Origin of the sequence: Mesorhizobium marinum (assembly GCF_040813675.1) — a bacterium.
Taxonomy (GTDB): Bacteria; Pseudomonadota; Alphaproteobacteria; order Rhizobiales; family Rhizobiaceae; genus Mesorhizobium_K; species Mesorhizobium_K marinum.
In genome coordinates this window covers 15,442-28,190 of record NZ_JBFOCI010000008.1, presented here as the reverse complement: position 1 = coordinate 28,190, position 12,749 = coordinate 15,442, and the positions used below count along the sequence as shown (strand labels likewise).

11 protein-coding genes are annotated in these 12,749 nt (G+C 68.1%); 3 read left to right on the top strand and 8 right to left on the bottom strand.

Annotation, left to right across the window (positions count from 1 at the left end; genetic code table 11):
* Window positions 1-68 precede the first annotated feature (68 nt).
* A complete protein-coding gene (gene gltX / locus ABUE31_RS20590; protein ID WP_367725628.1) occupies window positions 69-1,493 on the bottom strand; it encodes a glutamate--tRNA ligase in 1,425 nt (474 codons plus the stop codon).
* A 135-nt stretch (window positions 1,494-1,628) separates the two neighbouring features.
* On the opposite strand from gltX, the gene ABUE31_RS20585 reads away from it, so the two are divergent.
* Window positions 1,629-4,142: a ComEC/Rec2 family competence protein gene (locus tag ABUE31_RS20585; protein WP_367725627.1), complete on the top strand. Its 2,514-nt coding sequence runs from the start codon at window positions 1,629-1,631 to the stop codon at window positions 4,140-4,142.
* Here ABUE31_RS20585 and lexA read toward each other — a convergent pair.
* The 6 genes from lexA to ABUE31_RS20555 form a co-directional block, all read right to left on the bottom strand.
* Entirely contained in the window at window positions 4,136-4,855 is a 720-nt protein-coding gene (lexA, locus tag ABUE31_RS20580; protein WP_367725626.1) for a transcriptional repressor LexA, read from the bottom strand. The genes ABUE31_RS20585 and lexA overlap by 7 nt on opposite strands.
* A 108-nt stretch (window positions 4,856-4,963) precedes the next feature.
* Window positions 4,964-6,172 carry a molybdopterin molybdotransferase MoeA gene (locus ABUE31_RS20575; RefSeq protein WP_367725625.1) on the bottom strand — a complete coding sequence of 403 codons (1,209 nt, stop codon included), beginning with the start codon at window positions 6,170-6,172 and terminating at the stop codon, window positions 4,964-4,966.
* The gene (gene moaC, locus ABUE31_RS20570; RefSeq protein WP_367725624.1) at window positions 6,169-6,660 is read right to left on the bottom strand and encodes a cyclic pyranopterin monophosphate synthase MoaC; all 492 of its coding nucleotides are present in this window, start codon (window positions 6,658-6,660) and stop codon (window positions 6,169-6,171) included. Before moaC ends, ABUE31_RS20575 begins: the two co-directional genes overlap by 4 nt.
* A gap of 8 nt (window positions 6,661-6,668) precedes the next feature.
* Window positions 6,669-7,481, bottom strand: a complete 813-nt coding sequence (gene trpC, locus ABUE31_RS20565) for an indole-3-glycerol phosphate synthase TrpC (RefSeq protein WP_367725623.1) — start codon at window positions 7,479-7,481, stop codon at window positions 6,669-6,671.
* A gap of 3 nt (window positions 7,482-7,484) precedes the next feature.
* Entirely contained in the window at window positions 7,485-8,495 is a 1,011-nt protein-coding gene (trpD, locus tag ABUE31_RS20560; RefSeq protein ID WP_367725622.1) for an anthranilate phosphoribosyltransferase, read from the bottom strand.
* A gap of 26 nt (window positions 8,496-8,521) precedes the next feature.
* Entirely contained in the window at window positions 8,522-10,411 is a 1,890-nt protein-coding gene (locus tag ABUE31_RS20555) for a SurA N-terminal domain-containing protein (RefSeq protein WP_367725621.1), read from the bottom strand.
* 162 nt (window positions 10,412-10,573) lie between these two features.
* Here ABUE31_RS20555 and tpiA point away from each other — a divergent pair, with 162 nt between their 5' ends.
* Window positions 10,574-11,338: a triose-phosphate isomerase gene (tpiA, locus tag ABUE31_RS20550; protein ID WP_367725620.1), complete on the top strand. Its 765-nt coding sequence runs from the start codon at window positions 10,574-10,576 to the stop codon at window positions 11,336-11,338.
* 47 nt (window positions 11,339-11,385) lie between these two features.
* Window positions 11,386-11,793 carry an arsenate reductase (glutaredoxin) gene (arsC, locus tag ABUE31_RS20545; RefSeq protein ID WP_367725619.1) on the top strand — a complete coding sequence of 136 codons (408 nt, stop codon included), beginning with the start codon at window positions 11,386-11,388 and terminating at the stop codon, window positions 11,791-11,793.
* Window positions 11,794-11,796: 3 nt separating this feature from the next.
* Here arsC and ABUE31_RS20540 read toward each other — a convergent pair whose 3' ends face one another.
* Window positions 11,797-12,684 (bottom strand): DMT family transporter, encoded by an 888-nt coding sequence (locus ABUE31_RS20540; RefSeq protein WP_367725618.1) that lies wholly within the window; start codon window positions 12,682-12,684, stop codon window positions 11,797-11,799.
* Between the last annotated feature and the right edge of the window lie 65 nt (window positions 12,685-12,749).

The window sequence follows — 12,749 nt, the reverse complement described above, 5'->3', positions numbered from 1 at the left end:
TTGTCGTTGGAGTCAATGTTGCATCGCAACAGACTGGATTCAATGCAAAAAATGACAGTGACGTTGTCCTAATCGATTTGATCCCCAATTCGCGCCAGGCTCTCGTCGCGGCCCAGCACGGCCAGCACGTCGAACACGCCGGGCGAGGTGGTTCTGCCGGTCAGCGCGGCGCGCAGCGGCTGCGCGACCGCGCCAAGCTTGAGACCCTGCTCCTCGGCGAACGCCCGGATCGCGGCTTCCGTGGAGGCAGAAGTCCAGTCCTGCCCGACTGACTGCAATGCGGCGAGCGCGCCGCGCAAGACCGCCTTCTGCTGGTCGCCGAGCTGCGCCTTCGCCTTCTCGTCGATGGCCAGCGGCCGCTCGGCAAACAGGAAGGTGGCGCCGTCGGCGAGTTCGACCAGCGTCCTGGCGCGTTCCTTCAGCCCCGGCATTGCGGCGAGCAGCTGCGCCTTGCCCCGCTCGTCCAGCCTGTCAGCGATCAGCTTGCCGTTCTCCAGGTAGGGCAGGGTGCGGATGAAATCCTCCAGCAGTTCGGCATCGTCCATCTGCCGCATGTGGATGCCGTTCAGCGCCTCGAGCTTGGCAAAGTCGAATCGCGCCGCGCCCTTGTTGACGTCCTCGATCTCGAACCAGCGGATCATGTCGTCGAGGCTCATCACCTCGTCGTCGCCATGGCTCCAGCCGAGACGGGCGAGATAGTTGCGCAGCGCCGCCGGCAGGTAGCCCATGGCGCGGTAGGCGTCGACGCCGAGCGCGCCATGGCGCTTGGAGAGCTTGGCCCCGTCCGCGCCGTGAATAAGCGGGATATGCGCCATGACCGGAATGTCCCAGCCCATCGCGTCGTAGATAATCTGCTGGCGCGCGGCGTTGGTCAGGTGGTCGTCGCCGCGGATGATGTGGGTGACGCCCATGTCGTGGTCGTCGACCACCACGGCGTGCATGTAGGTCGGCACGCCGTCGGAGCGCAGGATGATAAAATCGTCGAGATCCTTGTTGGGGAAGCGGACGTCGCCCTGGACGCGGTCGCGCACAATCGTCTCGCCTTCTTTCGGCGCCTTGATGCGTATCACCGGTTTCACGCCGGCGGGCGCCTCGGAGGGATCGCGGTCGCGCCAGCGGCCGTCGTAGCGCGGCGGCCGTCCCTCGGCGCGCGCCTTTTCGCGCATCTCGGCGAGTTCCTCCTGCGAGGCGTAGCAGTGGTATGCCTTGCCGAGACGCACCAGTTCCTCGGCCACCTCGCGGTGGCGCGCGGCGCGGGCGTATTGCGAGATCGGATCGCCTTCCCAGTGAAGGCCAAGCCACGAAAGGCCGTCGAGGATCGCTGCCGTCGCGGCGTCGGTCGAACGCTCACGGTCGGTATCCTCGATGCGAAGCAACATCGTTCCCCCGGTGTGGCGGGCGTAGAGCCAGTTGAACAGCGCGGTGCGCGCGCCGCCAATGTGCAGATAGCCGGTGGGCGAGGGGGCGAAGCGCGTAACGACGGTTTCGGTCATACGTTTCCTGGATGACGAAGCGGCGACAGCCGCAGGCGGTCCGGCGGCGAAAACCGGGCCGATGGATAAAAGTTGGCGTTCATGTAGCATAGGTCGCCCGCCACGCAAGTGGCGGGGACCTGCACGGGGACGGCAATGGCGAAGGACCAGTCGCCTGCAAGCATCGGCGAAAGGGCGATGTTCGCCCCGGATGCCGCGCCGTTCGCCCTGCCGCCTCCCAAAAGAGTGGCCGCCGATGTCACCGGCGAAGGCATAGCGGACGCTCGTCCAGCCGCCTCGCCGCCGCGCGCCATGCCTCCCGTCTCCACGACGCCGGCGTTTCGGTGGCTTGCGAAGGCAAGCCTGCCCGCGTGGGGCGACGCTGTTCGCGCCGCCAGCCGCGCCGTGGAGACCGAACTGGACCGTGGCATCGCCTTCGTGCTGGCTCCCGTTTTCCTGGCTGTTGGTGCGATCATCTATTTCGCGCTCGCCCGCGAGCCTGCCCTGGCTTCGCTGGCCGCGGGCGCGGTCGTCCTCGGCATCCTTGCGCTTGCAACGCGGTCGCGCCCGGCGCTGAACATGCCGATTGCCGCCGCGCTCCTGCTGGTGCTCGGCGCGCTGGCCGCCAAGACGGAGACGCTGCGCGCCGATACGAAAATGCTGGGCGGCGAGGTGACGACGCGGCTCGAGGGCACGGTCGCCAGGATCGAGCGGCTCGCCAGCGGGCGGGTGCGGCTGACCATCGACGTGACCGCGACCGCTCGGCCGGTGCTGCGCCATGCGCCGGACCGGGTCCGCCTTTCCGCGCGGCGCATTCCCGATGGCGTCGCGGCAGGCGCCTCCGTGTCGGGCCTCGTACGCCTGATGCCGCCATCCGGTCCGGTGCGGCCGGACAGCTACGACTTTTCCTTCGAAAGCTACTTCGACGGGATCGGCGCGAGCGGCTATTTCCTCAGCGGACCCGAGCCTATTCCTTCGGCGGCCAAGGCGTCGGCCGTCTCCGCCTTCAAGGTTGCCGTCGAGCGGTACCGCCACGCAGTGGCCGAGCGCATTTCCGGCCATATCGGCGGAGCGGAAGGCGAGATCGCGGCGGCGCTGGTAGTGGGGGTGCGGGCCGGCATTCCCGAAGACGTCAACGAGGCGCTGCGCAAGGCCGGGATCTACCACATCATCTCGATCTCCGGCCTGCACATGGCGCTGGTCGCCGGCTCGATCATGTGGATGCTGCGCTCGGGCTTTGCGCTTTTCCCCGATTTCGCGTCGCGCCACGCAGTCAAGAAATACGCGGCGGCGCTGGCTCTGATCGGCCTTGCCGGCTACCTGTTCATTTCCGGCGCCGAGGTGGCGGCGCAGCGGAGCTTCATCATGATCGCCGTCATGCTTGCCGCTGTCCTGCTCGACAGGGCCGCGCTCACGCTGCGCAACCTCGCCATCGCGGCGATCATCGTCATCGCGCTGTCGCCGCACGAAGTGGTCGGGCCGAGTTTCCAGATGTCGTTTGCGGCGACCGTCGCGCTGGTCGGCGTCTACGCGGCGTGGTCGGACTGGCGCACCGAGCGGCCGGCGGGTCCGCCGCTCGCGCGTTCGCTGCCGGTTCGGTTGCTGCGCGCGGTCCTGCTCGGCTTTGCCGGACTTGCGGTGACCTCGATTGCCGCCGGCGGCGCGACGGCGATCTACGCCGCGTGGCATTTCCAGCAGATGCCGTCGCTTGGCCTGTTCACCAATCTCGCCGCGATGCCGATCGTCTCCTTCGTGGTCATGCCGTTCGCGGTGCTCGGCTCGCTTGCCATGCCGTTCGGGCTCGACGGACCGTTCTTCCAGGTGATGGGGATAGGGCTCGCCTGGACGGTCGCCATCGCTCAGTGGTTCGCGGAGCGTTCGCCGAGCGACATCGTGGGGCTTGTGCCGGCGTCCGCCGTGGCGGTGCTGACCGTCGCGCTTCTGGTCGCCACGGTGTTCTCGACATGGCTCCGACTAGCGGCCGTTCCGATCGCGGCCGCCGGCTTCTTCCTGCTCATCGAGCGCCCGGAGCCGGACCTGTTCGCCTCCGAAGACGGCCGGCTCGTCGGCCTCGGGATCGGCGACGGCATAGCCGTCAACCGAGCACGGCCCAGCCAGTTCACCGCCGACAACTGGAGGCGTGCGCTGCAGGCCGACGCGGTCGTCAGGCCTGAGGGCAGGCAGCAACGCAGCGCCGCCCAGAGTGCAGATGCGACCGGGGACGGAACCGGGGCAGCCAAGAACCTGGACGGTGCTGCCGGGTTCGTCTGCGGAGACGGGCTTTGCCTTGCCCGCCACCCGGCCGGCGCGACGGTCGCCCATGCGCTCGACACGCAAGCCGCGACCGACGCCTGCGCCGTTGCCGAGGTGATCGTGATCGAGGATGCGACCGCGGCAAACGCCTGCCGGTGGAGCGACGCGCTCGTCGTCACCGGCCGCGATCTTGCCGTTGGTGGAAGCGCCGCAATCGTCCTGTCGGACGACGCTCCGGCCGAAATCCGCTTCGCCATCGCCACACCCTACCGGCCCTGGCACGACCAGCGCCGGTTCTCACGCGCCGCGCGCGGACTGCCGCCCTACCGAAGGCCGGCGGCCGAAACCCGAAAGCCCGACGCCAAGCCGAGTGGGCCAGCGCGGAGCGCGGTCGGGCAGGATGAAACCGGTCAGTAGCGGCGGATCAGGCCGACGAGCTTGCCCTGAACCTTGATGCGGTCGGGGCCGAAGATGCGGGTCTCGTAAGCCGGGTTCGCGGCCTCCAGCGCGATCGAGGCGCCCTTGCGCCTGAAGCGCTTCAAGGTCGCCTCCTCGTCGTCGACAAGCGCCACGACGATTTCACCGGGATTGGCGGTCGAGGAATTCTTGATGATGACCGTGTCGCCGTCGAAGATGCCGGCCTCGATCATCGAATCGCCCTTCACCTCGAGCGCATAGTGCTCGCCGCCGGACAGCATCTCGGGCGGAACCGCGATGGAATGCGTCTTGTGCTGGATGGCGTCGATCGGCACGCCCGCCGCGATGCGGCCCATGACCGGGATGGCGACGGACGAGCCGGCGTCGTCGTCATTGCTCGCCATGCGTGACCGCGCCGGCTCCGGCTGGCCGCGTCCCAGGCTTCCCTGGATGACGCTCGGCGAGAACTTCTTCGCCGCGTTCAGGCCGGGCGCGATGGAATCGGGGAGACGCAGCACTTCCAGTGCGCGTGCGCGATTGGGCAGGCGGCGAATGAAGCCACGCTCCTCAAGCGCGGTGATCAGCCGGTGGATGCCCGACTTCGACGCAAGGTCCAGAGCTTCCTTCATTTCGTCGAAGGACGGCGGGATGCCCGATTCCTTCAGCCGCTCATGAATGAACAGGAGAAGCTCGTGTTGCTTGCGCGTCAGCATTGGCGTTTCCCCCGGGAATCAAGCCTCAAACAAAACCAGAACAAACACTATCTGTTCCAGTTGTGTTCCGCAACTGTTTAAAGTTTAATGAATTCGTTGACGATTTGTTCAGCGTAACCGGAGGAGCCGGCACGGCGCACCGGCCTCGACGGCTGGCGCAAAGGGCGCGCGCACGATCAGGCCGCCGGCGTCGGAAAGCAGCCGCAGCATCGAGGAGTCCTGGACATCGAAGGGCGTCGCCAAGAGGCCGGCGGCCGTATGCTCGACCCTTGCGCGGACGTAATCCTGGCGCTGGTCGTTCGCCGCCATCGGTGCGCCGAGAACCGCGTCGACCGTCTGGTCGTCATGCTGTCGGCCGCCGAGCCTCGCCAGGAGCGGTTTGAGGAAGAGTTGCGAGCAGACGAGGCTGGCCACCGGGTTGCCGGGCAGCCCGATGCAGCGTGTCGCACCGAGGCGTCCTGACATCAGCGGCTTGCCGGGGCGCATCGCGATCTTCCAGAAGCCGAGTTCCATCCCGAAGCCGACGAGCGCCGCCTGTACCAGGTCGTGGTCGCCCACCGACGCGCCGCCAAGCGTGACGATAACGTCCGCGCCGGCATCCAGCGCCTGCTGCAGCAGCGCCGAAATTGCCTCGATGCGGTCGGGCGCGATGCCCAAATCGAGCACGCGCGCGCCGGATTGCCTGGCGATCGCGGCGACGCCATAGGCGTTGGAGGCGATGATCTGGTCGGCGGCGGGGGTGCTGCCGGGCGGGACGAGTTCGTCGCCCGTGGCGATAATGGCGACCAGCGGTTGCTTCACGACCGGAAGGGAAGGGTGGTTCGCCGAAGCGGCCAGCGAGAGGGCGGCGGCGTCGAGCAGGCGCCCGGCGTCGAGCAGGACTTCACCCTCGGTGAAGTCGAGGCCGCGGCGACGGATGTGGCGACCGGCGGCGACCGTCTCAAGTACCTCGATCACGTCGCCGCCGAGCGACTTGACGTTTTCCTGGATGGCGATCGTGTCGGCGCCTTCGGGGACGGGCGCGCCCGTGAAGATGCGGACGGCCTGGCGTTCGCCGACCGCGCCCGCGAAGCGGCGGCCGGCGGGCGCGTCGCCGATCACCGTCAGGCGCGAGGGAACATGCGCCACGTCGGCGGCGCGCACGGCGTAGCCGTCCATGGCGGAGGCGTCGAAGGGCGGCTGCGTGCGCAGCGCCTTGACCGGGGCGGCAAGCACGCGCCCGCCGGCCTCGGCGAGCGGCACCGTCTCGGCAGCCAGCGGGGCGGCGCCCTCGAGCATGCGCGCCAGCGCATGGTCGACGGGAAGCAGTCCGCTCATTCCGGTTTCCCTCGGTCGGCCTTGAAGTCGCCGGACTTGCCGCCGGTCTTCTCGACGACCCTGATGCCGGAGACCACCATGCCGCGATCGACCGCCTTGGCCATGTCGTAGATGGTGAGGCAGGCGACGGAAGCGGCGGTCAACGCTTCCATCTCGACGCCGGTCTTGCCGGTCACGCGCGCCAGCGCGGTGACGCGCAGACCGGGCAGGGCCTCGTCCGGTACGATGTCGACCGCAACCTTGGTCAGCAGCAGCGGATGACAGAGCGGGATCAGTTCGTGCGTCCGCTTGGCAGCCATGATGCCGGCGATGCGGGCCGCGCCCAGCACGTCGCCCTTCTTGGCGTTTCCCTCGAGGATGGTTTTCAGCGTCGAGGGCTGCATCGTCACGGCCCCCTCGGCAACCGCCGTGCGCTCGGTCTCGTCCTTGCCGCCGACGTCGACCATGTCGGCCTTGCCGTCGGCGCCGAGATGGGTGAGGCGGGCCATCGTCGCGACTAGGCCCGAACGTGTGAGGGAGCGCCGCGCAGCAGCGCCTGCGTCGCAGCGGTCACGTCCGCCTGGCGCATCAGGCTTTCGCCGACCAGGAACGTGCCGATGCCGGCGCGCGCGAGCCGCAGGCAGTCGTCATGGGTGAAAATGCCGCTTTCGCCGACCAGCAGCCGGTCGTCCGGCACCATCCTGGCCAGGCGCTCCGAGGTTTCGAGCGTGGTCTCGAAGGTGCGCAGGTTGCGGTTGTTGACGCCAACAAGCCTCGACGACAGCTTCAGCGCGCGCTCGGTCTCCGCCTCGTCGTGCACCTCGATCAGCGCGTCCATGCCGAGTTCGTGGGCTGTGTCCTCGAGCGCCCTGGCGTCGTCATCGCCGACGCTGGCCATGATGATGAGGATGGCGTCGGCACCCCAGGCGCGCGCTTCGAACACCTGATAGGGCTCGAACATGAAATCCTTGCGCAGGGCAGGCAGCGAAACGGCCGCGCGCGCCGCGGTCAGGAATTCGGGCGCGCCCTGGAACGAAGGCGCGTCGGTCAGCACCGACAGGCATGCCGCGCCGCCCAGTTCATAGGCGCACGCCAGCGCCGGCGGATCGAAGTCGGCGCGGATCAGTCCCTTCGACGGGCTCGCCTTCTTGATCTCGGCGATCAGCGCGAAATCGCCGGCGGCGCGCTTTTTCTCCAGCGCGGCCAGGAAGCCGCGCGGACGGCTTGCATCGCCAACCCTGGCCTTCAGTTCGGCGAGTGGCAGGCGCGCCTTCGCGGCCGCGATCTCCTCGCGCTTGTAGTGCTCGATCTTGTTGAGGATGTCGGCCATGGGTCAGCCGTTGGAAGCGGCGACGAGCCGGTCGAGCACGCCGGCAGCCTTGCCGCTGTCGATCGCGGTGGCGGCCTGCGCCACCCCGTCCTCAATCGACTGCGCCTTGCCGGCGACGACCAGGCCGGCGCCGGCGTTCATCAGCACGGTGTCGCGATAGGCTCCGGGCGCGCCTTCGAGCAAGCGCCGAAGGGCGGCTGCGTTGAACGCCGCGTCGCCGCCGCGCAGATCGTCCCTGGCGTGGCGCGCCAGGCCGACGGCCTCGGGCGTCAGCGTAAACGCGCGCACGGTCCCGTCAGCCAGTTCCGCGACCTGCGTCTCGCCGGTCGCGGTGATCTCGTCGTAACCGTCGCCATGCGCCACCCAGGCGCGCTCGGCGCCGAGCGCCTTCAGCGTATGCGCGACGGGCTCGATCCACTCGGGCGCGAAGACGCCGACCATCTGCCTTTTCACGCCGGCCGGATTGGAGAGCGGGCCGAGCAGGTTGAAGATCGTGCGCGTGCCGAGCTCGGCCCGCGTCGGGCCGACATGCCGCATCGCGGGGTGGTGGGACGGCGCGAACATGAAGCCGACGCCGGCCTCCGCGATGCAACGGGCGATCGCTTCCGGGGCAAGGTCGATCCTGACGCCGAGCGCCGTCAGGACGTCGGCGGCGCCGGTCTGCGAGGACAGCCCGCGGTTGCCGTGCTTGGCGACCGGGACGCCGGCGCCGGCGATGACGAAGGCGGACGCGGTGGAGATGTTCACGCTGTGGGAACCGTCGCCGCCTGTGCCGACGATATCGATCGCGCCGGCCGGTGCGTCGACCCGCAGCATCTTGGCGCGCATCGTCGCAACCGCGCCGGAAATCTCGTCGACGGTCTCGCCGCGTACGCGCAGCGCCATCAGGAAGCCGCCAATCTGGCCGGGCGTGGCTTCGCCCGACATGATGATGTCGAAGGCTTCGCGGGCCTCCTCGAAGGAGAGCGGGCTGCCGCCCGCCACCTTTGCGATGTGTTCCTTCAGTGTCGCCATGGCCCCCGATCCCGTCCGTCGAGGCGCTAGAACGCCAGCGCCTGCTCGATGGCCGAACGGTCGACCGCCACGCCGTACTGTCCCTGCAGCTTGGCGACGAGCTGGTCGAGAAGGTCGTCGGCCATGCCCGACGCGAAGCTGGTCCTGGCGTCGTCGGGAATGGAGTTCGCATCCGCGCCGGCCGGTTCGAACACCTCGGTGACCTTGAACACGATCTGGGCGTCGCCCGTCGGCGCTGCGACCACGCCGCTACCGCCTTCGGGCACGCCGAACACCGCGGCGACACCGGGACGACCGAAGTCGCCATCGTCGGTCTCGCGCTTCAGTCCGCGCTTGGTCTGCTTCTCCAGGCCGAGTTCGGTCGCCAGCGCGTCGATCTGCGCGCCGTCCTTCAGCCGCTTCTCGACGTCCGCCGCCTTGGCCGCGAGCCGGGTATCGACCTCATCGGTCCTCCAGTCGGCGGCAACCTTGTCCTTGACCTCGTCGAGCGTGCGGTCGCGGGCAGGGGTGATCGCCTCCACCTCGTAGAACACAAAGCCGGTGCTGCCGACGTTTATCGGCGCGTTCTCGATGCCCGTTTCGGACTCGAACGCGGCATCGAGCAGTTCCTTCGACTGCGGCAGGTCGGTGACGATGGAGCCGTCGGGGCGCTGCGCCGCGCGGTCGATCGCCTCGACGGTCATCACCTTGAGGCCGAGCTTGGTCGCGGCTTCGCGCAGCGAATCGCCGCCGGCGCGGCTGTCCTCGTAGTTGTCGTGGACGTCGAGCAGGATGCGATTGGCCTCGGCGACCGCCAGTTCCTTGCGGATCTCCGGCGACACCTCGTCAAGCGACCTGACGACCGCCGGCGTTATCTGGGTGACCCGCAGCAGCACCGGGCCGAATGCGCCGTCGACGATCTGGCTCACCTCGTTGGCCTGGAGCGCGAACGCCGCCTCGGCGACGGTCTGGTCGGGTACCCGGTCCTTGGTGAAGGTGCCGAGCAGCGTGTCGGCGGCGGTCTTGCCCTGGGCGGTCACGACCGAATCGAAGGTTGCGCCGGCGCTGATCGAATCGAGCGCCGCCTGGGCGGCGTTGCGGTCGGCGAAGACCACTTGCTCGATGGTGCGGCTTTCGGGCGTCGTGAAGCGGTCGATGTTCTGCTCGTAGTCCTGCTTGACCTGCTCGTCGCCGATCGCCTGTTCGTCGGCGATCGCCTCGGGCACCAGGCTGACATAGGAAATCTTGCGGTATTCCGGCGCGGCGTAGCGCTGCTTGTTCTTGTCGAAAAATTCGGTCAGCGCGGCGTCGGTCGGCGCCTCGACGGATTCGACGAGCGACTTCGGCAGAACCAGGTATTCCGCCGTCCGGTCCTCGCCGCGATAGAGGGCGACGGCGCGCAGGAAGGTGTCGGGCGCCTTGATCCCGTCCGACACGGCTTCGACGATCTGCTGGCGGATGGCGACCTTGCCGCGGTTCTGGAGGTAGTCCTCGGGACGCATGCCGATCTGGCGCAGGACGTTTTCGAACTGCTGGCGGCTGAAGCGTCCGTCGGGCCCCTGGAAGGCGGGGTCGGACATGGTCAGGGTCGCAAGCTTGTCCTGCGAGAGGCCGAGGCCGAGTTCGCTCGCCTGTTCGTCAAGCACGGCACCGGCGGCCAGCTGCGCGAGAACCTGGTCCTCGACGCCGAGCGAACGGGCCTGGTCGCGCGTCAGCCGCGTGTTGAACTGCTGGGAAAGCACCGCGAGCTGCCGGTCGTAGGCGAGGCGATACTCGACCGGCGAAACCGTCGTGTCGCCGGCGGTGATGACCGAATTGCCGCCGAAGCCGTTCACGAGCTGACCGGAGATGCCCCACACGGCAAAGCTCACGACGAGAAGGAGGAGCAGCAACTTCGCCACCCACGTTCCGGCGGCACTTCTGAGCGCAGAAAGCATGTAAAATCCCGGTTTTGCGCGCCCAACCGGACGCACGTTCAGTCGCACCGAAGCGCAATAGCGCCCTTCAGCGACAGTGTCGATTGCTTTGTGGCCCGATTTTGGTAGGGAACCCTTCTGCAATCGCCATGCCGTCGAGGCAAATCCAGAGGAACCCTATCGATGACCCCAGGTATCCGTCCTCTCGTCGCCGGCAACTGGAAGATGAACGGCACCGCCGCATCGCTGGGCGAACTGCGCGCCATCTCGCACGGCTTCATGTCCGGGCTCGACGCCGAGACCGACGCCCTCATCTGCCCGCCGGCGACGTTGCTCGCACGGGCCGCCGACATCGTTAGCAGCACGCCGGTCAAGGTCGGCGGGCAGGACTGCCACGCCAAGGAAAGCGGGGCGCATACCGGCGACGTCTCCGCCGAAATGCTGAAGGACGCAGGCGCATCGCACGTCATCGTCGGTCATTCCGAGCGGCGCACCGACCATGGCGAGACCGACGCCGGCGTGCGCGCCAAGGCGGAGGCGGCGTGGCGTGCGGGCATCTGCGCGGTGCTCTGCATCGGCGAAACGAAGGCGGAGCGCGAACTCGGCTCGACGCTTGACATCCTGTCGCGCCAGATCACCGGTTCGGTGCCGTCTGCCGCGACCGCTCACAATACCGTCATCGCCTACGAGCCGGTGTGGGCGATCGGTACCGGGCTGACGCCGACGGCGGCCGACGTCGCCGAGGCGCATGCGCACATCCGCGCGGAGCTGAAGGAGCTGCTGGGCGCCGAAGCGGCGAAGATGCGCATCCTGTACGGCGGCTCGGTGAAGCCCTCCAACGCGGTCGAGCTGCTGTCGGTGGAAAACGTCGACGGTGCGCTGGTCGGCGGCGCGAGCCTCAAGGCCGCCGACTTCCTCGCAATCGCGGAAGCCTACCGCTCGATCTAGCGCAACCGGCGGACCCGGGGCCGGTCTGCCCAATTCGGGTTTCGACAGTGAGCGTAACGATCTACCACAACCCGCACTGCGGCACGTCGCGCAACACGCTTGCCATGATACAGGCGAGCGGCGAGGACCCGGCGGTCATCGAGTACCTCAAGAATCCGCCGACGCGCGCCAGGCTGGAGGCGCTTATCGAAGCGATGGGGATTTCGCCGCGCGATCTGCTGCGCGAGAAGGGAACCCCCTACCGCGAGCTCGGCCTCGACAGGCCGGACTGGAGCGATTCCGAGGTGGTCGACTTCATGCTGGCGCACCCGATTCTCATCAACCGCCCGATCGTGGAAACGCCGAAGGGCACCAGGCTTTGCCGCCCGTCGGAACTGGTGCTCGACCTGCTGGAGAATCCGGTCTCAAGCTTCACCAAGGAGGATGGCGAAGTCGTTGCCTACGATCCGGGCTGAGGATCAGGCGACGACCGTCAGGCGCCGCCGCCGCTCATCGAGCAATACGATGGCGAGGCCGCTCGACACCACCAGCAGGATGCCGCCAAGGGCCAGCGCGTTCGGGAGTTCGCCGAACACGACCAGTCCCGAAATCACGGCCCAGACGGTGAAGCTGTAGTAGAACGGCGCGACGACGCCCGTCGGGCCGACCCGGTAGGCCATGAAGATGAAGAAGTGGCCGAAGATCAGGAACAGCCCGGCGCCGGCGAGCAACGCCAGGTGGCGCGGCCCCGGGGCAACCCATTCCTCGGTGGCGAGATGGGCAACACCGGCACCGACCAGCACCACGATGACGGCAGAAATGGCCACGATCATGCCGGGAACGTGACCGGCGACGCGCCGTCCGGCGATGTCGCGGGCCGCGCTGAACACCGCGTTGGCCAGAGCGAGAAGCGCATAGACCGATATGCCCTGCATGGTCGGCTGCGCCACCATCAAGGCGCCCGAGAAGCCGAGCCCGATCAATGCCATGCGCAGGCCGCCGATCCTTTCGCGGAAGAGGATCGAAGCGCCGAGCAGCACCAGCAGCGGCGTGATCTGTCCAAGCGCCACGGCGTCCCCGATCGGCATGTTGGCGAGCGCGACGACGTAGGAGAGGATCGCGGCGAGCTCGAGCAGGTTCCTGGCCAACACCCGCCGCTCGAACATCAGCGGCAGCTGCGCCCGGTAGCCGAGCAGCAACAGCATCGGCAGACCCCACAGCAGCGCGGCGACGCCGCGCAGGAACAGGACCTCGTAGGGCGGCAGGCCCACCGTCGCCATCTTCATCATCGTGTCGTTGATGACGTAGGTGGCGGTAGCCGTGAGCATGAAGAGCGGGCCGCGCACGGCGGTCGGGATGAAATGCATGGCGGAAGCGCTCGAAATGCGGTCGTGGGCGGATGCCGGGCAGAAGAGGTAAAGGAATGCGCCGC